This window comes from Kitasatospora gansuensis, from assembly GCF_014203705.1.
Classification (GTDB): domain Bacteria; phylum Actinomycetota; class Actinomycetes; order Streptomycetales; family Streptomycetaceae; genus Kitasatospora; species Kitasatospora gansuensis.
Genome location: NZ_JACHJR010000001.1, coordinates 6,962,455 through 6,988,002, shown reverse-complemented (window position 1 = coordinate 6,988,002; position 25,548 = coordinate 6,962,455). Strand labels below are relative to the sequence as shown.

23 protein-coding genes are annotated in these 25,548 nt (G+C 72.4%); 15 read left to right on the top strand and 8 right to left on the bottom strand.

Going from position 1 to position 25,548, the window contains the following annotated elements; genetic code table 11:
- Positions 1 to 28 precede the first annotated feature (28 nt).
- The 11 genes from F4556_RS31490 (at position 29) to F4556_RS31440 (ending at position 14,010) form a co-directional block, all read left to right on the top strand.
- A complete protein-coding gene (locus F4556_RS31490) occupies positions 29 to 1,168 on the top strand; it encodes a glycosyltransferase family 4 protein (RefSeq protein WP_184922164.1) in 1,140 nt (379 codons plus the stop codon).
- Positions 1,169 to 1,336: 168 nt separating this feature from the next.
- Positions 1,337 to 3,067 (top strand): tyrosine-protein kinase family protein, encoded by a 1,731-nt coding sequence (locus tag F4556_RS39580; protein ID WP_184922161.1) that lies wholly within the window; start codon positions 1,337 to 1,339, stop codon positions 3,065 to 3,067.
- Positions 3,064 to 4,164 (top strand): glycosyltransferase, encoded by a 1,101-nt coding sequence (locus F4556_RS31480; protein ID WP_184922159.1) that lies wholly within the window; start codon positions 3,064 to 3,066, stop codon positions 4,162 to 4,164. Before F4556_RS39580 ends, F4556_RS31480 begins: the two co-directional genes overlap by 4 nt.
- Positions 4,165 to 4,221: 57 nt before the next feature.
- On the top strand, positions 4,222 to 5,271 hold the full coding sequence (locus tag F4556_RS31475) for a GNAT family N-acetyltransferase (protein WP_313068916.1): 1,050 nt from the start codon (positions 4,222 to 4,224) through the stop codon (positions 5,269 to 5,271).
- Positions 5,271 to 6,794 (top strand): hypothetical protein, encoded by a 1,524-nt coding sequence (locus F4556_RS31470; protein WP_184922158.1) that lies wholly within the window; start codon positions 5,271 to 5,273, stop codon positions 6,792 to 6,794. Before F4556_RS31475 ends, F4556_RS31470 begins: the two co-directional genes overlap by 1 nt.
- Complete coding sequence (locus F4556_RS31465; protein WP_184922156.1) at positions 6,781 to 7,980, top strand: DegT/DnrJ/EryC1/StrS family aminotransferase; 1,200 nt, start codon at positions 6,781 to 6,783, stop codon at positions 7,978 to 7,980. The genes F4556_RS31470 and F4556_RS31465 overlap by 14 nt, the downstream gene beginning before the upstream one ends.
- A gap of 201 nt (positions 7,981 to 8,181) precedes the next feature.
- Positions 8,182 to 8,625 (top strand): large conductance mechanosensitive channel protein MscL, encoded by a 444-nt coding sequence (gene mscL / locus F4556_RS31460; protein WP_184922154.1) that lies wholly within the window; start codon positions 8,182 to 8,184, stop codon positions 8,623 to 8,625.
- A gap of 324 nt (positions 8,626 to 8,949) precedes the next feature.
- Complete coding sequence (locus F4556_RS31455) at positions 8,950 to 9,615, top strand: DUF6643 family protein (RefSeq protein WP_184922152.1); 666 nt, start codon at positions 8,950 to 8,952, stop codon at positions 9,613 to 9,615.
- A gap of 181 nt (positions 9,616 to 9,796) precedes the next feature.
- Complete coding sequence (locus tag F4556_RS31450) at positions 9,797 to 10,651, top strand: MOSC domain-containing protein (RefSeq protein ID WP_184922150.1); 855 nt, start codon at positions 9,797 to 9,799, stop codon at positions 10,649 to 10,651.
- Between the two features lie 109 nt (positions 10,652 to 10,760).
- Positions 10,761 to 13,172 carry a right-handed parallel beta-helix repeat-containing protein gene (locus tag F4556_RS31445; protein WP_184922148.1) on the top strand — a complete coding sequence of 804 codons (2,412 nt, stop codon included), beginning with the start codon at positions 10,761 to 10,763 and terminating at the stop codon, positions 13,170 to 13,172.
- A gap of 37 nt (positions 13,173 to 13,209) precedes the next feature.
- The gene (locus F4556_RS31440; RefSeq protein ID WP_184922146.1) at positions 13,210 to 14,010 is read left to right on the top strand and encodes a DeoR/GlpR family DNA-binding transcription regulator; all 801 of its coding nucleotides are present in this window, start codon (positions 13,210 to 13,212) and stop codon (positions 14,008 to 14,010) included.
- A 5-nt stretch (positions 14,011 to 14,015) separates the two neighbouring features.
- Here F4556_RS31440 and F4556_RS31435 read toward each other — a convergent pair whose 3' ends face one another.
- Together F4556_RS31435 and F4556_RS31430 are read right to left on the bottom strand one after the other, a co-directional pair.
- Positions 14,016 to 14,504 (bottom strand): GNAT family N-acetyltransferase, encoded by a 489-nt coding sequence (locus F4556_RS31435; protein WP_184922144.1) that lies wholly within the window; start codon positions 14,502 to 14,504, stop codon positions 14,016 to 14,018.
- A gap of 57 nt (positions 14,505 to 14,561) precedes the next feature.
- Complete coding sequence (locus F4556_RS31430; RefSeq protein ID WP_184922142.1) at positions 14,562 to 15,665, bottom strand: PLP-dependent cysteine synthase family protein; 1,104 nt, start codon at positions 15,663 to 15,665, stop codon at positions 14,562 to 14,564.
- Positions 15,666 to 16,198: 533 nt separating this feature from the next.
- Here F4556_RS31430 and F4556_RS31425 point away from each other — a divergent pair.
- Positions 16,199 to 16,885: a hypothetical protein gene (locus F4556_RS31425; protein ID WP_184922140.1), complete on the top strand. Its 687-nt coding sequence runs from the start codon at positions 16,199 to 16,201 to the stop codon at positions 16,883 to 16,885.
- 63 nt (positions 16,886 to 16,948) lie between these two features.
- Here F4556_RS31425 and F4556_RS31420 read toward each other — a convergent pair whose 3' ends face one another.
- Positions 16,949 to 17,911 (bottom strand): hypothetical protein, encoded by a 963-nt coding sequence (locus tag F4556_RS31420; protein WP_184922138.1) that lies wholly within the window; start codon positions 17,909 to 17,911, stop codon positions 16,949 to 16,951.
- A 586-nt stretch (positions 17,912 to 18,497) separates the two neighbouring features.
- Here F4556_RS31420 and F4556_RS31415 point away from each other — a divergent pair.
- Positions 18,498 to 20,018, top strand: a complete 1,521-nt coding sequence (locus F4556_RS31415; protein ID WP_184922136.1) for a PKD domain-containing protein — start codon at positions 18,498 to 18,500, stop codon at positions 20,016 to 20,018.
- A gap of 66 nt (positions 20,019 to 20,084) precedes the next feature.
- On the opposite strand, the gene F4556_RS31410 is transcribed toward F4556_RS31415, so the two are convergent.
- Positions 20,085 to 20,666 (bottom strand): NADPH-dependent F420 reductase, encoded by a 582-nt coding sequence (locus tag F4556_RS31410; protein ID WP_246511145.1) that lies wholly within the window; start codon positions 20,664 to 20,666, stop codon positions 20,085 to 20,087.
- 175 nt (positions 20,667 to 20,841) lie between these two features.
- Between F4556_RS31410 and F4556_RS31405 the strand changes: the two genes are divergently transcribed.
- Complete coding sequence (locus F4556_RS31405; RefSeq protein ID WP_246511144.1) at positions 20,842 to 21,225, top strand: winged helix-turn-helix transcriptional regulator; 384 nt, start codon at positions 20,842 to 20,844, stop codon at positions 21,223 to 21,225.
- 19 nt (positions 21,226 to 21,244) lie between these two features.
- Here F4556_RS31405 and F4556_RS31400 read toward each other — a convergent pair whose 3' ends face one another.
- From F4556_RS31400 to F4556_RS31390, 4 genes are all read right to left on the bottom strand, one after another.
- Complete coding sequence (locus F4556_RS31400; protein WP_184922134.1) at positions 21,245 to 21,883, bottom strand: hypothetical protein; 639 nt, start codon at positions 21,881 to 21,883, stop codon at positions 21,245 to 21,247.
- A gap of 63 nt (positions 21,884 to 21,946) precedes the next feature.
- Positions 21,947 to 22,156: a hypothetical protein gene (locus F4556_RS38650; protein WP_246511143.1), complete on the bottom strand. Its 210-nt coding sequence runs from the start codon at positions 22,154 to 22,156 to the stop codon at positions 21,947 to 21,949.
- 8 nt (positions 22,157 to 22,164) lie between these two features.
- Positions 22,165 to 22,890 carry an MFS transporter gene (locus F4556_RS31395; RefSeq protein ID WP_246511142.1) on the bottom strand — a complete coding sequence of 242 codons (726 nt, stop codon included), beginning with the start codon at positions 22,888 to 22,890 and terminating at the stop codon, positions 22,165 to 22,167.
- Positions 22,887 to 24,122 (bottom strand): aminotransferase class V-fold PLP-dependent enzyme, encoded by a 1,236-nt coding sequence (locus tag F4556_RS31390; protein ID WP_184922132.1) that lies wholly within the window; start codon positions 24,120 to 24,122, stop codon positions 22,887 to 22,889. Before F4556_RS31390 ends, F4556_RS31395 begins: the two co-directional genes overlap by 4 nt.
- Here F4556_RS31390 and F4556_RS31385 point away from each other — a divergent pair.
- Positions 24,121 to 25,533, top strand: coding sequence for an aminotransferase-like domain-containing protein (locus F4556_RS31385; protein ID WP_184922130.1), 1,413 nt, complete (start codon positions 24,121 to 24,123; stop codon positions 25,531 to 25,533). The genes F4556_RS31390 and F4556_RS31385 overlap by 2 nt on opposite strands.
- Positions 25,534 to 25,548: the final 15 nt, after the last annotated feature.

Here is a 25,548-nt window from a genome sequence, read left to right as displayed (position 1 = left end):
GCCGGGGGTCTCGCTGGGGGTTGCCGCTGTGCACGTGCTCTATGTGATCGACAGCGTGAGCCGGATCGGCGGTGCCGAGCAGGGCCTGGTGGCGATGGCGCCGCAGCTGGTCCGCTCGGGTGTCCAGCTGGACGTGGCGTACCTGCGGCACTCGCCGGGCGGGTTCCAGGCGGAGCTGACCCGGGCCGGTGCCACCGTCTTCGGCGTGCACGCGGGCAGCCGGGTCGGCGAGCTCGCGGCGCTCCGCCGGCTGGTCCGCCGTCGACGCCCCGACCTGGTGCACACCACGCTCTACGAGTCGGACGTGCTCGGCCGTTCCGCCGCGCTGGCCAGCGGGGTGCCGGTGGTGTCCAGTCTGGTCAACTCCGCGTACGGGCCCGAGCATCTGCACGCCCGCGGCCTGAACCCGTGGAAGGTGCGGGCCGCTCAGGCGGTGGACGCGGCGACCGCGCAGGGCACCCGTCGGTTCCACGCGCTCACCAAGCACGTGGCCGAGGTGATGGCCCGTCGGCTGCACGTCTCGCCGGACCGGATCGACGTGGTGCCGCGCGGCCGCGACCCCGAGCTGCTCGGCTCGGTGACGCCCGAGCGGCGGGCCGCCGTCCGGGCCGGCCTGGAGCTGGCCGCCGACACGCCCGTGGTGCTGGCCGCCGCCCGGCAGCAGTACCAGAAGGGCCTGGACGTGCTGCTGGAAGCCTGGCCGAAGGTCCGGGCCGACCTGCCCGACGCGGTGCTGCTGCTGGCCGGCAGCCCGGGCGCGGAGACCCCGGGGCTGCAGAAGCTGGCCGACCAGGCGGGCAACGTCCGCTTCCTGGGGCCACGTTCGGACGTGTTCGACCTGATGGCGGCCTCCGACGCGTTCGCGGTGCCGTCCCGCTGGGAGGGTCTCGGCAGTGCGGCGATGGAGGCGATGGGGGTCGGTGTTCCGCTGGTCTGCGCCGACGTGGCGGCGCTCCGCGAGACGGTCGGCTCGGAGGACTACGCGCGGCTGGTGCCGCCGGAGCGGCCGGGCGAGCTGGCGGCCGCGCTGCTGGAGACGCTCGGTGACCCCTCGGCCGCGGCGCTGCGGGTGAAGGCGGCCCGGGCCAGGTTCCTGACCCGGTTCACCCTGCACCATGTCTCCGGTCAGATGGTCGAGTTCTACGAAAGATCACTGCGCCGGGGATGAGATTGGCCAAAGTGCTTGCGCCGCACGTCAGGTGCCGCAAGCATCAGCCTCGGGGGTCACGGGGCGAGTCGGCGACGTCGGGGGGTGTCGCGCGGCTGCGAGCTGTCGCCGGTCCGTACGGCGGACGCATCACGGCGGACGCATCACGAACGCGAGGGGAACCAACCGGTGGAACCGGCTAACCATTTCCTGGTTTTGCGCCGCTACTGGCGCCTGCTGGCGGGCTGCACGGTGGCGGCCCTGATCATCGGTCTGCTGCTCACCCCGGCCGTCGACACCGTCGACAACGGCAAGTGGCAGTGCAAGGTGGCGATCACCCCGGTGGCGGGCGCGGGCGAGGCGGTCCGGGCCGACCAGGTGCTCTCCTACGCCGCCGGCTCGGACGTCACCACCGCGGCCGCCAAGAAGCTCGGCGTCACGGACGTGGCGGCGCTGGCGGCCCGCCGGACGGTGGCCGCCGCGAGCACCCAGATGCTCACCTTCACCGTCATCGGGCCGACCCAGCACAACTGCGCGGACACCGCCGCCGCCTTCGCCGAGGCGACCATCAACGGCTACAGCCAGGAGTCGGCGAAGAGCGCGGGCGAGTCGATCAAGCGGCTGGAGGCCCAGGCGGCCACCCAGCAGGAGCAGGTCAACAAGTTCCAGCAGCAGTTCTCCGCCGCCAAGCCGGCCGACCAGCCCAAGCTGCAGCCGCAGTTGACGGCCGCGCTGGCCTCGCTGACCAAGACCCTGACCGCGATCAGCGACCTGCAGAACGTCAGCCAGACCGACGCCATCCAGCAGTGGGGCTCGATCGACGCCAAGGAGGCCGGCGGCAATCTGCTCAGCTCGCCGAACCGGGGCGTCCGGCTGGCCCTCGCGGTGGTGCTCGGTCTGGCCCTGGGCGTGGTGGCCGCGCTGATGCTCAGTCGGATGGACACCCGGGTGCGCACCCGCAACGGCGTGGAGGAGGCCTTCAACCTCCCGGTGATCGGCGAGATCCCGCAACTCTCCCGGCGGCTGCGGCGGCTGCGCGACCCGCTGGTGGTGGCCCGGCCGTCCGACCCGGGCGCCGAGGCGTTCCGCTCGCTGCGCTCCACCCTGCTGCTGACCGGCCCGCCCGCGCTCGCCGCGCAGCTGGCCGACGGCAACCTCAACCCGGCCGAGCTGGTCTCCCGGCGGCTGGCCCAGCCCGCGCCGGTGATCCTGGTGATGTCCGGCCGCAGCGGCGACGGGCGGACCACCACGGTGGCCAACCTGGCCGCCGCGCTGGCCGAGACCGGCCGTGAAGTCCTGGTGCTGGACTGCGACTTCCGCCATCCGCAGGCGCACGTGCAGTTCGGCGTGGGCGAGGGCCCGGGGATGGCCGAGCTGCTCAGCGGTGAGCAGCTGCCCGAGCTGGACGACCTGATCCGGCGGACCAACGTGGACGGCGTCCACCTGATCACCGGCGGCAACACCACCGCCTACCCGGCCGCCCTGGTGCTGCGCGCGGGCGAGGTGCTCCGGCGGGCCCGGCGGCACGCGGACGTGGTGCTGATCGACAGCTCCCCGCTGCTGCACGCCAACGACGCGTACGACCTGGTCCGGCACGCGGACGCGGTGCTGGTGACCGTGATGGCGGGCAATGTGACGCCCGAACAGGCGGACCGGGTCAGTGAGTTGCTCTCCCGGACGGGCGTGCCGGTGGCCGGGGTGGCGCTGCTCGGCACGCTCGGCCAGTCCGGCCGCCGCAAGCGCGACGGTCTGCACGGCAGCGGCCAGCCCGGGGTGCCCGCCCAGCCGGCGGGCCCGGCCCTCCAGCAGCACGGCGAGGAGCCCAGGCACCGCGCCTCGCCGACCTGGGCCCGGCGCAACCAGCCGCCGTCCGCGGCCGTCGAGCCGGCCACCGGCGGCCCCGAGGGAGAGCTCCGGTGACCGCGGGACGGATCCGGGTGCTCTGGCTGACCAAGGGTCTGGGCCGGGGCGGGGCCGAACAGTTGCTGGTCAACTGCGCCCGCCACGCGGACCGCGAGCGGTACGAGATCGAGGTCGCGTACGTGCTGCCCTGGAAGGACGCGCTGGTGCCCGCGCTGGAGGCGGCGGGCGTCACCGTGCACTGCCTGGGCGGGGCGCCCGGGCGGCTCTGGCCGTGGCGGCTGGCCCGGCTGCTGGCCCGGCGGCGTTACCACCTGGTGCACTCGCACATGCCGATCCCGGCCGCGGCGGCCCGGCTGCTCACCCTGGGCCGGCGGCAGCCGGTGCTGGTGCACACCGAGCACAACGTCTGGGAGCGCTACCGGACCGCCACCCGGTGGGCCAACTCGCTGACCTACCGGCGCAATCGGGCCGTGATCGCGGTCTCGCACGCGGTGGCCGCGGCGATCCCGGCGGCCCGCCGCCGGGCCGGCGAGTTCGTCCACGTGGTGCACCACGGCCCCGATCTGGGCGGCGCGGCCGGCGGCCCGGCCGCCCGGGCCCACGCCAGGGCCGAACTCGCGCTGCCACCGGACGCGTTGGTGATCGGCACGGTCGCCAACTTCACCCCGAAGAAGGACCAGGCCACCCTGCTGACCGCGTTCGGCCTGCTCCGCGAGCAGCACCCCGGGGCCCGGCTGGTGCTGATCGGCTCGGGGCCGCTGGAGGCCGAGCTGCGGGCGGCCGCGGGCGAGGGCGTGGTGTTCGCCGGATCCCGGGCGGATGTGCCCGAACTGCTGCCGGGCTTCGACGTGTTCACCCTGAGCTCCCGTCAGGAGGGGCTGCCGGTCGCGCTGATGGAGGCGATGACCAGCGGCCTGCCCTCGGTGGTGACCAGGGTCGGCGGGATGCCCGAGGTACTGGACGACGGCGGCCAGGGCTTCCTGGTCGAGCCGGGCGATCCGGCCGGCCTGGCCGCCGCCTTCGGGCGGCTGGCCGGGGACGCCGGGCTGCGCGAGCGGCTCGGGGCGGCCGCCCGGCTGCGCGCCGAGCGCTTCGACGTCGCCGGGGCCCAGCGAGCCGTCGAGCAGGTGTACGAGCAGGTGCTGCGGAGCTGACCCGCCCCCTTGCCCGCCCCGCCCCTCCGAGCGCCCTCCGAGAGGAAGACCACCATCGTGAGCGCGAGCCCCGAGCAAGTCCGGGACGAAGCCGCCGAGCTGACCTTCCGTCCGCTCGCCCCGGCCGACACGCCCGCCGTGCTGGACCTGCTGACCGCCTCGCTGGCGGGCGGCCCGACCGGTACCCGGACCGCCGAGTTCTTCGACTGGAAGCACCGCCGCAACCCGTTCGGTGCCAGCCCCGGTCTGGTGGCCGTCACCCCGGCGGGCCGGATCGTCGGCGTCCGGCTGTTCCTGCGCTGGGAGTGGCAGCGCGCCGGGCAGGTGCTCCGGGCCGTCCGCCCGGTGGACACCGCCACCCACCCCGACTTCCAGGGCCGGGGCATCTTCCGCCGCCTGACCACCGACCTGCTCGAACAGGTCGCCCCTGAGACCGAGTTGGTCTTCAACACGCCGAACGGCAACAGCCTGCCCGGCTATCTGCGGATGGGCTGGCAGGACCTCGGCCAGGTCCCGGTCACGCTGCGGGTGGCCCGCCCGCTCTCGTTCGCCCGGGGCGCCCGCGCCGCGCTCACCCGGCGCCGGGCCGCGGCCGGCCCGGTGGCCTGCGAACTGCCCACCGCCGCCGACTGGTTCGGCACCGAGCCGGTCAAGGGACTGCTCGACGAGCGAGCGGCGGCGGACGCGCCGGACGGCCGGATCGCGGTGCCGCGCACCGAGGAGTTCCTGCGCTGGCGGTACGGCGACGCACCCGGCCTGGACTACCGGGTGATCACCTGTCACCGGGGCGGCGAGCTGGCCGGGGTGGCGTTCGGCCGGCCCCGGCGACGCGGGCCGCTGGTCGAGTTCACCCTGGCCGACCTGATCGTCCGCCCCGGCGACGGCGAGGCCGCGGCCCGGCTGCTCCGGGCGGCGGCCCGGGCCGGCGGCGACCACGTCGCCACCCATCTGGCCCCCGGCACCGAGGCCGCCCGGGCGGCGCTGCGGGTCGGCTACCTGCGCGCACCGCGCACCGGCCTGCGGCTGGCCGCCAGGACCCCGGCGGGCCAACCGCCGCCCGGCCGCACGGAGTTCCGCTTCACCCTCGGTGACCTGGAGGTCTTCTGATGGGCCGGCACCCGCTGCTGCGGGCGGTCCCCTGGCCGTCCGTGGTGGCCGGGGCGCTGGTGCTCGGGTACGTCACCGTGTTCGTACTGGCCATGGTGCACACCAGTTACGACACCTGGGGCGCCCTGCTGGTGCTGCCGGCCCTGATGGCGATCGGCACCCCGATCCTGGCCCGGGTGGCCGCCGCCAACCCCGAGCGGGACATCTTCAAACTGCTGATGCTGGCGATGGCGCTCAAACTGCTCTGCGCCTTCCCCCGCTACCTGATGGCCTTCGTGCTCTACGGCGGCGCGGCGGACGCCAAGATGTACCACCAGAAGGGCGGCGAACTGGCGCTCTTCCTGGACCAGGCGGACTTCTCCTCGGGCATCCACTACGACCTCGGCATGAAGGTCGCGGGCACCGGCTTCATCATCATCGTCACCGGGGTGGTCTACGCGATCACCGGTCCGTCCCTGGTCGGTGGCTTCCTGGTGTTCTCCTGGCTCGGTTTCTGGGGGCTGCTGCTGTTCTGGCGAGCGCTGCAGATCGCCTTCCCGGAGGCGGACACCCGGCGCTACGCCAAGCTGGTCTTCTTCCTGCCCTCGCTGCTGTTCTGGCCGTCCAGCATCGGCAAGGACGCCTGGATGATGTTCTGTCTCGGCCTGACCACCTACGGGGTGGCCCGGCTGCTGGACCGCCGGTTCGGGGCCTTCCTGTTCATCGCGCTCGGCTCGCTGGGCACCGCGATGGTCCGCCCGCACGTCACCGTGCTGGCCGGGGCCGGGCTCACCGTGGCGTACGTGCTGCGCAAGCGGCCCAAGCAGGTCAGTGCGCTGGGGCCGCTGCGGATGGTGGTGACCGTGGTGGTGCTGGGCGCGATGGTGATGCTGATGCTGCAACAGGTCAACACCTTCTTCGGCACCACCGGCGGCGGTGGCGACTCGGTCAACCAGGTGCTCTCGGAGACCTCCCGCCGTACCTCGCAGGGCAATTCGGTGATCAACCAGGCACCCGCCGAGGACGCCGCCCCGGCCTTCAGCCTCAACCCGGCCGGGCTGCCGATGGCCGTGGTCAGCGTGCTGTTCCGGCCGTTCCCGTTCGAGGCGTCCAACATCCAGAGCCTGTTCCAGTCGGTGGAGTGCTTCGCCCTGCTGGTGATGTTCATCCGGGGCTGGCCGAGGATGCGTCAGCTGCCCCGGCTGTTCCTGCGCCGCTCGTACATCGCCTTCGCGCTGGTGTACACGCTGCTGTTCTGCTGGGCCTTCTCGACCATCAACAACCTCGGCATCCTGTCCCGCGAGCGGGTCCAGGTGCTGCCGCTGGTGCTCGTCCTGCTGGCCGTGCCCCGGCCCGAAGGCGCCGACGACCGCCCGGCGGGCCGCCGGCGCTCCCGGCCGCCGGTCTGGCGGGTGCAGCCGGGCCAGTGGGGTTCACACCGGCCGACCACCGTGCTCCGCCCGGCCCGCGTGGGCGGTCCCGGCGGCAATTCCCAGCCACCACCTCGACCCAGGGGGGATCGACCCGACCATGACTTCCACTGATGCTTCTTCGCCCGCCTTCCTCGGCGGCACGCCCGCCTTCCCCGAAGGACTGCCGCTGACCCGGGTTCAGGTACCGGACCGGGCCGGCCTGCTGGAGCGGCTCGGCGCCGTGCTGGACAGCGGCATGCTGACCAACGGCCGGACGGTGGCCGAGCTCGAGCAGCGGGCCGCCGAACTGCTGGACGTGCCGCACGTGGTGGCGGTGTCCAACTGCACCGCCGGACTGATGCTGGTGCTGCAGGCCGCCGGGGTGGGCGGGGGCCGGCCGGTGCTGATGCCGGGCTTCACCTTCTCGGCCACCGCGCACGCGGCGCACTGGGCGGGCGGCACCCCGCTGTTCGCCGAGGCCAGGGAAGCGGACATCACGCTGGACCCGGCGGACGCCGAGGCCCGGCTGAAGGCGGCCGAGAACCCGGCCGCGCTGATGGCCACCCACGTCTACGGCACCCCCTGCCAGACCGAGGAGCTGCAGCGGATCGCCGACTCGGCCGGGCTGCCGCTGGTCTACGACTCCGCGCACGGCTTCGGCTCCAGCCGCAAGGGCGTGCCGGTGGGCAACTTCGGCCTGGCCGAGGTGTTCAGCATGAGCCCGACCAAGGTCGCGGTGGCGGGCGAGGGCGGCCTGGTCGCCACCCGGGACGCGGCGCTCGCGCAGACCCTGCGGCACGGCCGGGACTACGGCAACCCCGGTGACTACAACACTCTCTTCCCCGGTCTGAACGCCCGGATGAGCGAGCTGCACGCGGCGGTCGGGCTGACCTGGCTGGCCGGGCTGCCCGAGCGGGTGGCCCACCGGGGCGAGCTGGTGGCCGAGTTCGCCCGGGCCACCGCGGGTCTGCCCGGCCTGCGGCTGGCACTGCCCGAGGAGGGCGACGTCTCCACCTTCAAGGACCTGACCCTGATCCTGGACGCCGAGGTCTTCGGCCTCACCGCGGACGAGCTGGGCCGGGCGCTGAAGGCGGAGGGCATCGACACCCGGCGCTACTTCCACCCGCCGGTGCAGCGTCAGCAGGCGTACGCCCACCTCGGCCAGGCCGAGGCGCTGCCGGTCACCGACCGGCTGGCCGCCGCCGTGCTCACCGTTCCGCTGTGGACCCAGATGGACGCCGCGACCGTGCGCAGGACCGCCGCGGCGGTGGTCCGGATCCAGGCGTATGCGGAGCGCCTGCGCGCCGCCGGGCTCTGAGGCCATCGGTCTGCCGCCCGGTGCCCGCACGGGCCGGGCGGCAAGCCCTTTCGGGCCTCGCACGGGGGTGCGGCGATTAGGCGGATAGGGTGAACTCACTTGGACCACAAGGGGGTTGGGTGGGCAGAATGACCCGCTGGGCCTGCTGGCCCCACCCTCCCCCGGCCGGTCTCCCGGCCTACTCATGGTTTGGAGTTCCCGGTGTTCAAGGGATTCCGCAGCTTCCTGCTGCGCGGAAACGTCGTGGACCTCGCGGTCGGTATCGTGATCGGCGCGGCCTTCACCGCCGTCGTGACCGGCTTCGTCACGGCCTTCCTCACCCCGCTGCTCGGTGTCGCCACCGGCGCGGTCGGCGACTACAGCAAGCGCTCCTTCGAGATCGGCGGCACCAGCTTCCCGTACGGCGCGTTCCTGAACGCCCTGATCAGCTTCATCCTGATCAGCGCGGTGATCTACTTCGCCGTGGTGCTCCCGGTCGGCCGGCTGCAGGCGCGGTTCGAGCCGATCAAGGACGTCCCGGTGGCCAAGACCGACTGCCCGGACTGCCTGAGCTCGATTCCGGCCGCCGCCGTGCGCTGCTCGCACTGCACCTCGGAGCTGGCCGGCCGCCCCGGCTTCCCGGCCCAGGCGCTCGCCTCCCGCTAGCCCCCGCGGCGCCCGCCCGGCCCGGCAGTCCCGTGCTGCCGGGCCGCGGCATGTCCGGCGCCCGGCCCGGGGGGCTCACGGATCACGCCACGCGCCCTCGGCTCGCCGCCGGGTTCACGGGTGCGCGCGGACACGGTCCGTTCGCCGACCGTTCGACCCTCCGTCAGCCCTCCGCCGCAACCCCTGATTGGCCGGAAAGCGATGGCGAAATGTCCGACTGTCACACTTTCGAGCGAGTTGTTCTAGCGAAGAGTACGTAAACACTGGAACTCCTACGCCTCCCACTCTCCTCAGCAGGCACATTGTGGGCTTACGGTATGCCCCATGACCTCGCCCCGCTCCTACGACGGAGTCGGCTACCCCTCTCCGTCCTTCAGCTCCGGCACGCCCATCTACGACAGCTTGGTCGCAGAGCGCGGTGTCCCGCAGATCGCCCCCATCAATGTGCCCGCCGCCCTTCCGCCCGCCACCGGCGGATACGGCTACGGCTCCAACTACGGTTCCGGGTACGGGACTACGGGCTTCGACAGCCCCGCGAGCAACCTGCCCGCGCTGCCGCCGGCCCGGCTCGCACTGAGCCCCGGCCCGAGCAGTGCCGCCCCCGCCACCCAGTACATCCCGGCCCAGCAGTACGCCGCCGCCCCGCAGCCGCCGGTCCCCGGCTACGGCGGTCAGCAGCAGCCGTACCTGCCGCCGCAGCGCCCCGCCGCACCCGGCCCCGGCTTCCAGCAGTACCAGCAGGCCGGCCAGGCCTTCGGTGCGCAGGGCTACGCCACCGCCCCGAACTTCGCCCCGCAGGGCGGCTACCAGGGCGCGCCGCAGGGCTTCAACGGCCAGTCCGCGCAGGGCTACCAGGACCAGAGCTTCGGCGGCAACCAGCTCCGCCCGGCCGCTCCGGTGGCCCCGGTCCGCCCGGTCCAGCAGCCCCGCCCGCAGTACGCCGAGCAGGGCCAGTACCCGCAGCCCGGCTTCCAGGGGAACGCCTACTGACCCCAGCCACCGCACCACCTGCCCGGCCCCAGGGGGGAGCCGGACGGAGCAGGGCACCACGGTCGTCCCGAGGGCCGCCCGGACCACTTCGCACCACGGTCCGGGCGGCCTTCGCGCGTCTCCCGCGCGTGTGCGGACCACCCTCGTACGGCGCCGCCGGGACAACTGGCAGGATGGGACCATGCCACAGCTCACGGGTCTGTACATCTACCCCATCAAGTCCGTCTACCGGCTGAGCCCGGAGAGTGCCCAGGTCGAGCCCTGGGGACTGCTCGGCGACCGGCGCTGGATGCTGGTGGACGAGAGCGGCCGGGCGGTCACCCAGCGCGAAGAACCCGCCCTCGGCCAGTTCCGGGTGCTGCCCTCCCCGGACGGCTCGCTGGCGATCACCGCGCCCGACGGCGACCGGCTGGAGGTGGCCGCGCCCTCCACCGCCGACGGCGACCCCGAGGTCAAGGCCGAGGTGTTCGGCGATTTCTTCACCACCGCGCTGGCCGCCCCCGAGGTCAACGACTGGTTCGCCGGCTACTTCCCCGGCGTCCGGCTGGTGCACCTGGACGACCCGCTGAGCCGGCCGGTCGACCCCGAGCACGCGGGCCCCGGCGACACCGTGACGATGGCCGACGGCTACCCCCTGCTGCTCACCACCACCGGCTCGCTCGACGAGCTGAACGCCCGGATCGCCGAGGACCACCCGGACGACGAGCAGAAGGCGGCCGCCCTCCCGATGGAGCGGTTCCGCCCCAACCTGGTGGTCGACGGCACCGCCGCCTGGGCCGAGGACAACTGGCGCCGGGTCAGGATCGGCGAGCTGACCTTCCGGGTGGCCGGGCCCTGCGGCCGCTGCCTGGTCACCACCACCGACCAGGAGACCGGCGTCCGCCGCGGCCCCGAGCCGCTCCGCGCGCTCGGCCGCCACCACAAGATCGGCCAGAAGCTGGTCTTCGGTCAGAACCTGATCCCCGAGCGCCCCGAAGGCTTCAGGGGCCTGCTCGGCACCCTGCACCTCGGCGACGAACTGACCGTCCTGGAGTAGCCCCGCGGCCCGGCGCGTCGGAACCGAAAACCTGCTCGCTCGTTGTACCCGGTGTGGCAACCGCAGCGTCCGGGCAGGTCGTTGACTGAGGTGGGGATGGCAGGTCGTCATGGCTGAGCACAGGGTCCGGGTCACGCAGGACAGCGCCTCGCGCTGGCGGCGCCGGGCGGGCGAGTACGAGACCCTGGCCGAGGCGCTCGCCGCCGCCGAGCCGGGCGACACGCTGACCCTGCGCGCGGGCACCTTCCGGGAGAACGTGGTCCTGGACAAGGCCGTCGTGCTCCGCCCCGCCGACGGCCCGGGCAGCGTCCGGATCAACCCGGCCGGCGGCGTCCCGCTCACCGTCACCGCCGCCGCCCAGGTGCACGGCCTGGTGATCGAGGGCGGCGAGTCCACCGCCCCGGCGGTCCTGATCACCGGCCCGGACGCCACCGCCGAGCTCACCGGCTGCCGGGTGGAGACCCGGGCCGCCGTCGGCGTCGAACTCACCGACCGCGCCGAGGCGGTGCTGCGCGGCTGCACCGTGCTCAACCCGAGCGGCCTCGGCGTACGGCTGCGCTCCGGCGCCGCGCTGCTCGCCGAGGACACCGAACTGGCCGCCTCCGCCCAGGCCGGTCTGGCCGTACTGGACGGCGCCAGCGCCCGGCTGACCAACTGCCGGGTGCACCACGCGGGCGGCGCCGGGGTGCTGCTCGCCGAGCAGGGCAGCACCGCCGAGCTGACCGGCTGTGAGATCTACGAGATCCGCGGCAGCGGCGTCCAGGCCGAGTCCCAGGCGAGCGGCCGGCTGACCGACTGTGAGATCCACCGGGTCACCGGCAACGGCCTCACCCTGGACACCGGCGCCGAGCTGACCCTGACCGGCTGCCGGGTGCACGACCTGCCGGAGAACGCCGCCGACCTGCGCCGGGGCTCCCGGCTGCGCCTGGAGCAGACCACCCTGCAGGACTTCGGCCGGGGCGCGCTCTCGGTCTGGGAGCCCGGCACCCACGCCGAGGCAGTGGCCAGCGAGATCCACTCCAGCAGCAGCGACTTCCCCGCCGTCTGGGTCTGCGCCGGAGCCGAACTCACCCTCACCGACTGCTCGCTGCACGACCTGCGGGACGCCCTCTCGGTGCTCGACCAGGGCTCCCGGGTGACCGCCACGGACTGCTCGTTCAGCCGGATCGGCAGCTCGGCGGTCTCGGTCAGCGGCGGCGCCACGGTGGCCCTGGCCGACTGCCGGATCCAGGAGGCCGGCACCGGGCTCTGGTTCCGCGACCACGGCAGCGGCGGGCGGCTGACCGGCTGTGAGATCTCCGAGGTGAGCACCGGGGTGATCGTCACCAAGGGCGCCGACCCCGAGCTCTCCGACTGCACGGTGCGCGGCGCGGCCGAGGCCGCCGTCTACGTCTTCGCCCAGGGCCGGGGCAGTTTCACCGACTGCCGGGTCTCGCACGGCAAGGGCTTCGGCTTCTACGTGCTGGACGGCTGCCGCACCGCGCTGACCCGCTGCCGGGCCGAGCAGAACGAGCAGGCGGGCTTCGAGTTCTCCGAGCCGGGCCCGGTCACCGAGGGCTGCGTCTCCGACGACGTGGCCCCGGCCGCGCCGGAGCTGCCCGCCCCCAGGACCGCCCAACTCACCACCGCCGCCGCCCCGGTGGCCGCCACGATCGCCCCGATCCCGGACTGCCGCCCGGCCGACGAGGCGCTGGCCGAGCTGGAGTCGCTGATCGGCCTGGCCACCGTGAAGCAGGAGGTGCGCACCCTGATCGACCTGATCTCGGTCGGCCGCCGCCGCCGGCAGGCCGGGCTCAAGGCCCCCTCGCTCCGCCGCCACCTGGTCTTCACCGGCTCCCCCGGCACCGGCAAGACCACGGTGGCCCGGCTCTACGGCGAGATCCTGGCCTCGCTCGGCGTGCTCCAGCAGGGCCACCTGGTCGAGGTGGCCCGGGTCGACCTGGTCGGCGAGCACATCGGCTCCACCGCGATCCGCACCCAGGCCGCCTTCGACAAGGCCAGGGGCGGGGTGCTGTTCATCGACGAGGCGTACGCGCTGGCGCCCGAGGACGGTGCCAGGGACTTCGGCCGGGAGGCGATCGACACCCTGGTCAAGCTGATGGAGGACCACCGGGACGAGGTGGTGGTGATCGTGGCCGGGTACACGGTCGAGATGGAGCGCTTCCTGAGCGCCAACCCCGGGGTGTCCTCCCGGTTCTCCCGCACCGTCACCTTCCCGGACTACACCGCCGCCGAGCTGCTGGAGATCGCCCGATCGCAGTGCGCCGAGCACGAGTACGCCCTCGCCGGGGCGACCGAGGGCGCCCTGCTGGAGCACTTCGCCGGGCTGGAGCGCGGCCCGGGCTTCGGCAACGGCCGGACCGCGCGGCAGGTCTTCGAGACCATGGTGGAGCGGCACGCGATGCGGGTGGCCCAGCTGGCCGACCCGTCCACCGAGGAGCTCCAGCTGCTGGTGCCCGCCGATCTGCCGGTGCCCCCGCCCCGGAGCGGTGCGGCTGCCCTTCCCGGTGTGACGATCTGACAGGATGGCGGAGGGAATCCAGCGAAGGGCCGATCAGATGTCCGACACCAGCAACCTGCTGGCCGAGCAGCGCCGGGCGCTGATCCTCGACGAGGTCCGGCGGCGCGGCGGGGTCCGGGTCAACGAACTGACCCAGCGACTGAACGTGTCCGACATGACGATCCGTCGGGACCTGGACGCGCTGGCCAGGACCGGCGCGGTGGAGAAGGTGCACGGCGGCGCGGTCGCGCCCGGTGCCCCGCTGGCCCACGAGCCGGGTTTCGAGGCCAAGTCCTCGCTCGAACCCTCCGCCAAGCACCAGATCGCCCGGACCGCCGCCGCCCTGGTCACCCCCGGCAGCGCGATCGCGCTCTCCGGCGGGACCACCACGTACGCGCTGGCCCAGCAGCTGCTGGAGATCGACCGGCTGACCGTGGTGACCAACTCGGTGCCGGTCTCCGAGGTCTTCGAACGGGCCCGCCGCCAGGGCACCGGCGCGGCCACCACGGTGATCCTCACCGGTGGCGTCCGCACCCCCTCCGACGCCCTGGTCGGTCCGGTCGCCGACCGGGCGATCCGTTCACTCCGCTTCGACCTGCTCTTCCTCGGCGCCCACGGCCTCTCCGCCGAAGCCGGACTGAGCACCCCCAACCTGGCCGAGGCCGAGACCAACCGCGCGCTGATCGAGTCGGCCCGCCGCACCGTGGTGGTCGCCGACCACACCAAGTGGGGCGTGGTGGCGCTCTCCACCATCGCCCCACTCGCCGCCGTGGACAGCTGGGTCACCGACCCGGGCATCCCGGCCGCGGCCGCCGCCGAGGCCCGTACGCAGCTGCGCGAGCTGCTGATCGCGGACTGACGCCGCTACAGCGGGAGTTCGTAGTGCAGCGACTCGCCCTCGGTGCGGACCAGCGCCAGCCCGGCCTTGCGCAGCACGCCCTGGGAGGCCGGGTTGTCGACCGTGGTCTCGGCCCGGAAAACCAGCGCACCGGCCGACCTGGCGTGCGCCAGCACCCCGAGCACCGCCTCGGTGGCGTAGCCCTGGCCGCGGACGGCCTCGGCCAGGCCGTAGCCGACCTCGACCGCACCGTTCTCGTCCGGCCCGCCGTGGAAGCCGATGCCGCCGATCGCGGCGCCGTCCTCGCGGCGGCGGATCTCGAAGTTCCCGAACGGGTGCGGGTCGTTGCCGTCCTGACAGCCGTTCAGGAAGATCCGGGCGCCGGTCCGCTCGCCCTCGGTCGGGTAGCCGGGGGCCCAGACGTCGGTGGGGCCGGGCTCGCCGGCGGCCACCCGTCCTGCCTCCTCGGGGGTGAAGGGGTGCAGGATCAGGCGTTCGGTCAGAAGATCATTCATGCCGCACTGACTATCATCCGACCAGGTCCGGGCGCCAGCGGTTAACCGGCGGGCGGCTCAGCTCAGCCCGCCCTCGCCCTTGAGGAAGCGCTCCAGCTCCACCTCGTACGGGGCGATGTCGATCCCCTGGCCGGCCAGCCAGTCGTCCGAGTAGTACTTGTCCAGGTAGCGGTCGCCCGGGTCGCAGATCAGCGTCACCACGCTGCCGCGCTCCCCGGCGGCCCGCATCTCGGCGACGATCCGCAGCGCGCTCCACAGCCCCGTCCCGGTCGACGCCCCGGCCGTCTTCCCGAGCACCCGCTCCAGCACCCGCATCGCGGCGATCGACGCGGCGTCAGGCACCTTCATCATCCGGTCGATCGCCCCGGGCACGAAGCTCGGCTCCATCCGCGGCCGCCCGATCCCCTCGATCCGGGACCCGCGGTCACAGGTGGCGTCCGGGTTGTGGTCGACCCAGCCCTCGAAGAAGCAGGAGTTCTCCGGGTCGGCGACGCAGATCCGGGTGTCGTGCTGCATGTAGTGCACGTACCGCGCGATGGTGGCCGAGGTGCCGCCCGTCCCCGCGGTGGCGACGATCCAGGCCGGCTCCGGGTGCGGCTCCAGCCGCAGCTGCGCGAAGACCGACTCGGCGATGTTGTTGTTCCCCCGCCAGTCGGTGGCCCGCTCCGCGTACGTGAACTGGTCCATGTAGTGCCCGCCGGTCTGCTCGGCCAGCTCCGCCGAGACCTCGTAGACCTCACAGGCACTGTCGACCAGGTGACACTCGCCGCCATGGAACTCGATCAGGTCGATCTTGGCCTGGCTGGTGGTCTTCGCCATCACCGCGACGAACGGCACCCCGATCAGCTTGGCGAAGTACGCCTCCGACACCGCCGTCGACCCACTGGACGCCTCGATCACCGGCTTCCCCGGCCGGATCCACCCGTTGCACAGCGCGTACAGGAACAGCGACCGGGCCAGCCGGTGCTTCAGGCTCCCGGTCGGATGCGTCGACTCGTCCTTCAGGTAGAGGTCGATCCCCCACTCCTCCGGCAGCGGGAAGCGCAGCAGATGCGTGTCGGCCGACCGGTTCGAGTCGGCCTGCACCTTGCGCACCGCCTCCTTGAGCCACGCCCGGTACACCGGGTCGGTACGGTCCACATCGGTGCTCTCGCTGGCCATCGCGCTGATCTCCTCGGTCCTGCCGGTCAACTCCCGTGGGCAGTACCGAGTGTAACCGATTACTACGATAAGTAACTTTATTGACGCTTCCAGCTTCCGCTTATCGCCACAGCGGACACCTCAGGTCCGTTCGGATGACACCGTCCCAAACTTCGGGTCCGGCCAAACGCCCAACAGGTATCGTCGGCAACAACCGGTCCGCGGAGGCCCGGTGGGTGAAGCGGTGAGCCCGGGCCTTCTCGTTTTCATTCAGGGTGCGGCGCGCCCACTCCGCTTCTGTGAGCAGATCTTACGATGTGCGAACGCGGATGCGATCCCCTGCTGGCCCGGCAGCAGCGAAGGAATTCGTCCCCATGCCGCACTCCACAGTCAAGGCTGCCTCGGCCCTCCGAGCTCGATTCACTGGAGAGGCCAAAGCCACGGCTCGTCCAGGGATCGATCGGTCCGGAGGAATGGGCCTGGACCACTGCACGCCGGAGCAGACAGAGCTCCGTGCTTTGTTGGCTCTGGCGTGTTTCAACCAGGGAGCACTGATGGCGCCTTCCATTCGGTGGGCCGTCGGGCACATCGGTGCGTATGCACCGATCATCTCTCCTCGATTCGATCATCTGGTACTGATCGTCGATGCGTGCGACAACGTAGCGCTCCACCTTGCCGGAACCCCGAATAACCCCAATATGCCTGCCATGCGTGTGGAGGAGTGCCGAGGTTATGACTTGTGGCAGCTACGGCACCTGACCACCAACGCCCAGTTGTACGTCTGTGAACGCGCCACCCTCCCTACTACGGCTGACCGAGGCAAGCGCCGACCCATCCCGAGGCGACGGTCAGGGATGGCGGATCCGCTCACTGAAGTGGAGCTGGCCATGCTGGCCGCCGTTCCTGAGATCAGTCCCCCCATGAAGCGGCTCCTGGCCGGGCTCTGGGTTCGCATGTCCCTACGCGATCCCGGAGGGACCTTCCATCTCGGTGGCTGGTTCAATGATCCGCTCTACCGCAAACCCGGGCGGGCGCACTGGGCATCGGACTGCCGACTGTGGGGGTACCACGGCCGATGGGATCTGGAATGGCGCGGTTATCCGTTTCCGGATGACCTCGTAGCCGCACTTACCCACCCCGTAGCAGGGATCACCGGCGCCACAGCGACCCGTACGTCGGCTCGAAGTTGGGTCATCCGGCTCGCCGAAGCCGAACTGCACCTTCACGACCGGGAACTGTGAGTCCGATCGACGCCGATGCGGCGGCCCAAGCGCCAAAAAGCCCGGAGCCGCCGCATCGCAGTGCTACTGCCGCGCAAGACGCGCGACGACGGTCTCAGCACGTCGCCGGACGGTACGGGCACAATCAGGATCGATCATCCACTGACGGCCCGCCTCCCAGCGCATGAAGTGCAGCTCCAACGCCTCGTCGCCGTTGATGGCGGACAGGCGGAGCACGTTCGGAAAGCGGGGCGACACCGGGTGAGCTCGCACGGGAAGCCCCAGCCTGGAATGGGTCAGCGCCGCAGCGACCTCGTCCATGTGCAGTGGAAGGTCCGGATAGCAGGCCAGGTCGAATTTCCACAACAACCGGGGAGACAAACCCCGCCAACCGTCGGCGGTCCAGGGGACGGCCGTGGTGTGGAAAATGGCGACTCGGCGAAGCAGGCCGCTGGCCAGCCAGGCCCCGGAGCGAGCGATCCTGACGTAGAAACTGCCGTCATCACGCTCCTGTGAGACTTCGCCTGCGGTCCAGCCTGCAGGATCGGTGCGCCAGCACGGGACGAACAGGGAACCATCCACGTCGTTCGCGATCTGCTGCTCTGCTCGACGCCAGATCGCCTGCGGTGCCCCGATGAGCCGAATCGCCGTGCGCCGACCAGGTTGATGGAGATCCAGGCCGTCGCGTCGCCACCGACGGATTCGCAGACCCTCGACGCCGTGGACCTCGGCGCCGTCGCGGTCACCGACCGGCAGCAGGTCACGCAGCACATCAAATACCAGGTGATAGGAGCTGTCGATCACGAGGACCAAGTGTTCTGGGTACGGCCGCGCTGCGGCAATCCGCAGTGGGTGCAGGCCGAAGTGACAGGGTTTCAGTAGATGAGAAAAGACTGCGGCTTCAAAGAGTTCCTGATCACCTACCGCGCGGGGGATCAGCGGTCCACTGCTTGGGAGGGACCGGACGGCTTCCAGCGCGTTGCGGTAGCCCTCGTTGGTATAGGACAAACGCTGACGCGCGAGATCTCTGAGAACGCTACGGGCCACTGGAAAATCCGTCCGCCGTGCTGCCGACCTGAGCACGGAGCATGGTGTGGACTCGCAGAGACCGTGCCTTTGTGAGTTGCCCTCCGCAGAGGGGCGGATGGAGCCACGCTCCTTGCCTGCCGCATTGGCCCTGAGGGTCGGCGGGCCACGAGCAGGAGCCAGCTTCCGCAAGCCGACGCCGTTGACGCTAGCGGGCGGGTGCTGTGCTGTCGCTCCGACACGCTCGTAAGACCAAGGGATCGAGGCCTGACACGGTTGCCCCGGAGTGTCCCGCCTCGCGCGCGGGTGCCCTGCGTCGGTTCCCCTCGGGACCGTCCCTCCTTGCACGGCTTGTACCCTGAGCACGTAGTCGAACTGTTCGACCATTGACTGAAAATCGGGGGGCTCGGTGCGCACTCACCGACTCGTGGTTCCTGCTGCTCTCGTGGCAGCCAGTGTTGGTCTCGCCCCCGGGATCGCCGAGGCGGCTGGTCCCGGCGCCGCGTCCCCGGTACCCGCTTCCCAGGGCCTGGCCGCCTCACCCCAGTTCGGGGCGGCTGCGGACGCGGCACGAGGGGGCAGCGCTTTCAGCAGTCCCGCCGACCGTATGGTGCTGTCGCAGAAGTCCGGCGAGCGCACCGACGTAGCGCCGCGGGGGCAGAGTGCGCCGAGCGGCTCGTACCTCTCGGTGGGTCTGTACGCCACGACTCCGAGCGCGCACTCGGTCGAGCTGCGGACCCTCGTCAGCATCCTCGGCAGCGCCGAGGTCGACGCCACCATCGCCTGGGGCGACGGGACCACGGACACCTTCTCCGCCACCGTCCTCGGCTATCCCTCGGACATCCGTTACACCAAGCACACGTACCCTGCGGTCGGCTCGTACGACGTCAAGGTCACGGTGAAGGACACCGCGCAGGGCCTGGAGGCCGTGAACGAGGTCAGGGTCGTCACCTCGGGCTCCGAGTTCACCCCGCACCAGCCGACCCGTCTGCTGGACACGCGCGAGGGCATCGGCACGGCCAAGGCCAAGGTCGCCGGGCGCAGTTCGGTCGCTCTGAAGGTCGCGGGTGCGGCGCAGATCCCGGCCGGGGTATCCGTCGTGGTCCTCAACGTCACCGTCACCAACACCACGGCAGCCGGCTTCGTCTCGGTGCAGGCCGAGAAGGACTTCGCCGAGCGCGCCGAGACGTCGAACCTGAACTACGTGGCCGGTCAGAGCGTCCCGAACCTGGTGGTCGTGACAGTCGGCGAGGGTGGCTACGTACATCTGTTCAACGGCGGCGGGGAGGCAGTCGACCTGGTCTCCGACGTCACCGGCTTCTTCACCCCCGCACCGGCCAGCGGCTACCGGGCGCTGCCGTCCGTGCGCGCCGTCGACACCCGCGAGGGCCTGGGGACGGCCCGGGGCCCGGTCCCCGGCCGGATCAGCTTCGACACCGAGATAGCCGGGCGCCACGGCGTACCGAGGGGCGTCACCGCCGTGGCGCTCAACCTAACGGTCACCGCCCCGCAGGCGGCCGGCTACCTGACCGTCTACCCCAGCGGACAGGCGGTGCCGTCCACCTCCAGCCTGAACTTCACCGCTGGTCAGTCGGTCGCCAACGCGGTGATCGTGCCGGTCGGACCGGACGGGAAAATCTCCGTGCTCAACGGCAGCGGGCGGGCGGCCGACGTGGTCGTCGACGTGGTCGGCTACTACACCCCCGACAGCCGTTCCGCCTTCGTGTCGGCCTGGGTACCGTTCCGGATCGTCGACAGCCGCAAGGACAGCTGGGGCCGCAAGGCCGGTCAGCTGCCGGCCCGCAGCTTTTTTGCGATGCGGCTGGAGGGTGACACCACCAACCCCCGCGTCGACGGCTGGGTGCTGAACACCACGGTCACCAACACCACAGGGCCGGGCTTCCTGTCGGTCACCCCCGATCCGAACTTCTGGTCGGACTACGAGAGCGGCACCCCCGCCACCCCGCCGCCGCCCGCCTCCTCGACGCTGAACTGGACGGCGGGCGCGGCCGTCCCGAACGTCGCACAGACCCCCGGCGGCAAGGGCGGAATCGTCGACATCTGGAACCAAGGCGGGCAGAGCATCGACTTCATCGTCGACTTGCTCGGCCTCTATCAGACGGTCTGACCCACCGGCGGACAAGCGGCGGTGCTCCGAACGGAGCACCGCCGTCGGCAGGCCCGCACCCGCCCCTCAGTCGTCCGTGGCGCCGGGCGCCAGGGCGGGTGAGGGGAAGGCGTGGCGGGCCTCCCCGCCGGACCACCAGGCGCCGATGGCGAAGACCGCGGCCGCCTCCAGCAACCCCGCCCGGTCCAGCCCGCCGCAGGCCAGCGGGGTGCACCCCATCGAAGTGACAAGTTCTGCCGCCAGGAAGCCGGCTGACGTGTCATCGGTGCAGAAGGGCACCACAAGCGGAGCCCCTTCGAAGACCGGCCGCGGCAGGGTCCAGATGCTCTCGTGGCAGATGCCGAACACCTTGACGACCCGTGCGGCCGGTGCGGCGGACGCGATCCGGGCGGCCATCGAATCGGTGCCGCCGGCCGTGGTCAGCCCGGGGCCGCCGGTGCCGGGGGCCATCGGCACCGTGCAGTCGAGCACCGCCCGCCCGGCCAGGTCCGGGGCCAGCTCCGCGGCCGACTCCGGTGCGGCCCCGGCGGGTACGGCGAGCAGCACCGCCCGGCCGTACCGGGCCGCCTCGCCGAGACTGCCGTAGCCGGCCGCCCCGATGCCGGCGGACGTCCGTGCTGCCGCTTCCTCGCTCCGTCCGCCCACCATGACCTCGTGCCCGCCCGGACCCAGGCACCGCCGAGTGCCGCCGCCATGGCGCCCGTTCCGAGAATGCCGATACGCATCGCCGTACTCCTGTTCACATCGTCAAATGCCTTGGCCCAGACGCTAGGAGAGCCGGTACACACCCCACGGTAGGCATCGGACGGGGCAGGATGTCCCCATGGGAGAACCGGACGGAGTGGCCGACATGGGAGGCGACGTGTTCGCCGCGGACTGCCGCGCCCGGATCGCCTTCGACGTCCTGGCGAACCGCTGGGACAGCGTGGTGGTCCACGTCCTCGGCGAGGACGGCCCGATGCGGCCGAGAGCGCTGCTGGACCGGATCGGCGGGATCAGCCCCAAGGTGCTCAACCAGGCGCTGCGCCGCCTCGAGCACAACGGCCTGGTGGAGCGCCACCGTTACGCCGAAGCACCACCCCGCGTCGACGACACCCTGACCGAGGCCGGGACCGCTCTCCTCACCCCCATCCGCGCGATGGGCGCCTGGTCGGCGGCCTACGGCGACGCCGTCCTCGCCGCCCAGGACCGCTTCGGCAGGGCGTAGGCCCGACCGACCGGGCGGGTCAAGGCACCTCCGGTAGGTACGGTGGCAGAGTCGACCAGTCCGGACCGGCGTCCCCGTGGTGGCCGCCGTGGTTGCGGGGCCTGGCGCACCGCAGGAGGGTGCCGCCGTGGTGGAGGCTCACCGGGCACAGGCCGACCGCACCCAGGTGACGGACGCTCAGCTCGGGGATTCCGGACGAGCCGGTGATGTCGTCGGCGTACCAGCCGATGGCTGCGAGGGCGGTGATCGCCCGGGCGATGTCGTCAGGGTTCCAGAGCGTGACGGTGCCACTGCCTGCGAAGAAGCAGTGGTCGCGCACTCCCGTCCAGCCGTGGGCCACCCAGTCCGGACCGGGCAGTACGGAGTCGAGGTACTCGGCGAGATGGTCACCGGGGCTGATGAAGATCCAGCCGCTGCGCCGTCGCCGGCCGACGATGGTGCGGGGGTAGGGGTGCAGGGCCTCCACCGGGACCGGGCGGTGCCAACGCCCGGTCCAGGCGTCGATCACGGCCACCCGGCCGGCGGGCAGGAAGTCCTGCACCTGGATCACCGCCGGCCGGACAGCGTCCCGGAGTCTCGCCTCCCGGTAGGTCTGGCCGCGCTCGATGTGATGGGTGGGGTTACGGCTGAAGATCTGATCCCGTCTCAGCTCAGGCAACAGGACCCGGGTACCGGGGCGGCGCCCATGCTAGAGAGGCCGGACGGGTGTGGTCGAGCCCGTTTACCCGGCGGCGTCAGGCGCAGACGGTGCGACGGGCAGGGCCCGCAGCCGGCTGACCGGGGAGACGAGCAGGCCGATGACGACGACGGCGGAGCCGATCGCGGCCACGGTCAGCGCACCCTCGGCGCCGATCCGCCCGGCCAGCAGGCCGGCGGTCAGGCCGCCGAGGGCGCCGCCGCCGAACAGCAGGGTCCGGAAGGCCGCCGTCATCCGCCCCATCATCGACCGGGGCGTGACGGTCTGCCGCAGGCTGACGATGATGACGCCCGCCACGCCCAGGCCGAGGTAGGTGGTGAAGAAGGAGAGCACGAAGATCGCGATCGGATCAGCAGCAGCGAGACCAGGGAGACCGCGTACGAGCAGGCGTCCACGACCAGCGCCACCGGCGCGGTGAGCGCCGACACCAGGACGCCCGCGAGCCCGGGCCCGGCCACGTCGGCGGCGGAGGAACTGACGCCCGTTTTGGCGCTGGCCTCGACGTAGTGCTCGGGCTTCCGCACCAGGACGGGCACGTACGACATCCAGCTCACGTCGAACACCACCGACGCAATGCCGACGGCGCAGGCGATCGCCAGCAGCAGGGGCAGGTCGAGGGCGTGCCACCAGTACAGCAGCGGGACCAGGGCGAGCAGGACCAGCCGGACGAGGTTGGCGCCCAGCATCACGGGTCGGCGCCGCACCCGGTCGGTCCAGACCCCGATCAGCAGGGCGAGCCCGAGGTAGGGGACGAGTTGCAGGAAGCGCAGCCGCCCGACCTGTTCGTCGGTCGCGCCGAAGGCGCTGATGGCGGTCAGCGGCAGGGCGAGGTTGGTGACCTGGGTGCCGAGCAGCGACACCGTCTCGCCGAGCCAGAACTTGAGGAAGTCGCCGTTGTGCCACAGGCTTTCCCCTGACGACGCGTCAGTGGCGGCACCAGGCCCCGACCCGATCGACGTCTGGGTCATCGGGAGCCCCCCGCGAGCTCGGCGACCGCGGCGGCGACCGTGTCGACCTCGTCCTCGGTGTTGTAGTAGTGCGGCGACAGGCGCAGGCACCACTCCACGTCCTTGTCGGCGAAGTCGAACTGCGCGAACTCCCGGTAGCTCAACGCCGAGTTGATGCCGCGTGCGTCCAGCGCCGCCTTGAACGGCCGCGCCCGCCAGCCGTCGATCCCGAACGTGACCAGCGCGGCGGGTGCCGGACCGCGGTCGAGCAGACGTACGCCGGGGAGGTCGGCCAGCCGTTCGCGCAGCCGTCCGGCAAGGGCCGGGGTACGCCTGGCGATCGGCCCCGGGCCGACCCGGAGCGCGTAGCGGACGGCGGCCGCGCAGCCGAGCACGGTCGCGTACGGGAACTCCCACTCCTCGAACCGGGCGGCCGTGTCGACCGGGCGGTACTCGCCGGGCGCGGTCCAGCGTGCGCCGTACATGTCGATGAACAGTGGCTCGTACCCCGCTCGCAGCACCCGGTCCGAGACGTACAGGAAGCCCGAACCGCGCGGCCCGCGAAGGAACTTGCGGCAGGTCGCGGTGAGCAGGTCGCAGCCGATCAGCTCGACGTCGATCTCGTACTGGCCGACCGACTGGCAGGCGTCGACCAGGTAGAGCAGGTCGAGTTCGCGGCAGTGCCGGCCGATCTCGGCCACCGGCTGGACCAGGCCGGAGTTGGTGGGCACGTGGGTGGCGGCGACCAGGCGCGGGCGGCGGGCCCGCATCAGCGCGGCCATCGCCTCGACGTCGACGCCGCTGCCGTCCGGGTGGTCGGGGGCGTGCACGATCTCGACGCCGTGGCGTCGGCGCAGCGCGAGGAAGGCGATCTGGTTGGAGATGAAGTCGTTGCGGGTGGTGAGGACGACATCGCCGGGACGGAAGTCGATCGCGGACAGGGCTTTGGAGTAGGCGTGGGTGGCGCTGCCGGCGAAGGCGATGTTCTCGGGGCGGGTGTTGACGAGCTCGGCGATCGAGGCGTGGAAGTCGGCGATCTCGGCGGCCCGCGCCGCGGCGGCCTCGTAGCCGCCGATGGCGGCCTCCAGGTTCAGGTGGGCGACCATCGCGTCGAGCACCGGACGGGGCGTCAGGCCGCAGCCGGCGTTGTTGAAGTGGATCACCGCATCGCAGCCGGGGGTGTCGGCTCGCAGGGCGGTGAGGTCGAGGAGCGGTTCCGCCGTTGACGCAGAAGCGCTATTCTGTATCTCCATGAATGACGGTAGCAGTATCAAGGCACTGGCGGCCATCCTCCGGAGCGAGATCGCCGGGCTCGCCCCCGGCGACCGGCTCTCCAGCAGCCGCGATCTGATCGCCCGTCACGGCGTCGGCCCGGTCACCGTGTCCCGCGCGATCGCCCAACTGGCCGCCGAGGGCGTGGTGGTGACCCGTCCGGGCAGCGGCACGTACGTGGCGCCGCGCCGGCCCGGCCGAGCCGACGAGGCGTCGGACACCTCCTGGCAGGCCGTCGCCCTGGCCGGCCGCGACTACGACCCCGGCGAAGCCGACGACTCGTCAGAACACCTGCGGGACGGCGTCCTCACGCTCTCCGGCGGCTACCTGCACGAGAGCCTCCAGCCCACCAAGGCGCTCGGCGCGGCACTGGCCCGCGCCGCCCGCCGTCCGGACGCCTGGCACCGCGCCCCGGCAGCGGGCCTGGCGCCGCTGCGCGCGATCTTCGCCCGGCAGGCCGGGAGCGGCGTGGGCCCCGAGGACGTCCTGGTCACCGGGGGCGGTCAGGGGGCGCTGTCCATGCTGTTCCGGGCGATCGCCGGGCCGGGCAGTCCGGTGCTGGTCGAGTCGCCCACCTACCCCGGCGCGCTGGCCGCCGCCCGCGCCGCAGGACTGCGGCCGGTCCCCGTTCCGATGGACGAGGACGGCATCCGCCCCGACCTGCTCGCCGAGGCGTTCGCCATGACCGGAGCCCGGCTGCTCTACTGCCAGCCGACCTTCCACAACCCCACCGGCACCGTGCTCGCGCCCGAACGCCGCCGCCAGGTCGTCGACGTGGCCCGGGCCGCCGGGGCGTTCGTGATCGAGGACGACTTCGCCCGCCACCTCGGCCACGGCCGTACCGTGCCGCGCCCGCTGCTCGCCGACGACCGCGACGGCACCGTGGTCCACCTGACCTCGCTGACCAAACCCGCCTCGCCCAGCCTGCGGATCGGCGCCGTGATCGCCCGCGGCCCGGTCATGCGACGCCTCCGGGCGATGCGCCGGGTGGACGACTTCTTCATCGCCCGCCCGCTCCAGGAAGCCGCCGTCGAACTGCTCAGCACCCCCGCCTGGGACCGCCACCTGCGGACGCTGTCCACCGCCCTGCGCGACCGCCGCGCCACCCTGGCCGACGCCCTGGCCCGCGAACTCCCCGACTGGACCCTCGCCGGCCTCCCGGCGGGCGGCCTCCACCTCTGGCTCCGCCTGCCGCCCGCCCTCACCGACGCCGTTGTCGCCGACGCCGCCCGCGCCCACGGCGTCTCCGTCAACGCCGGTCACCGCTACTTCCCCGCCGAACCGCCGACCGCCCACCTGCGCCTCGGCTTCGCCGCCGCCGCTGCCCCGTCCGAACTCACCGAAGCCGCCCGCCGGCTCGCCACCGCCGTCCGGACCTCGCGCCCGGACTGAGCCGCGCCCGCTGAG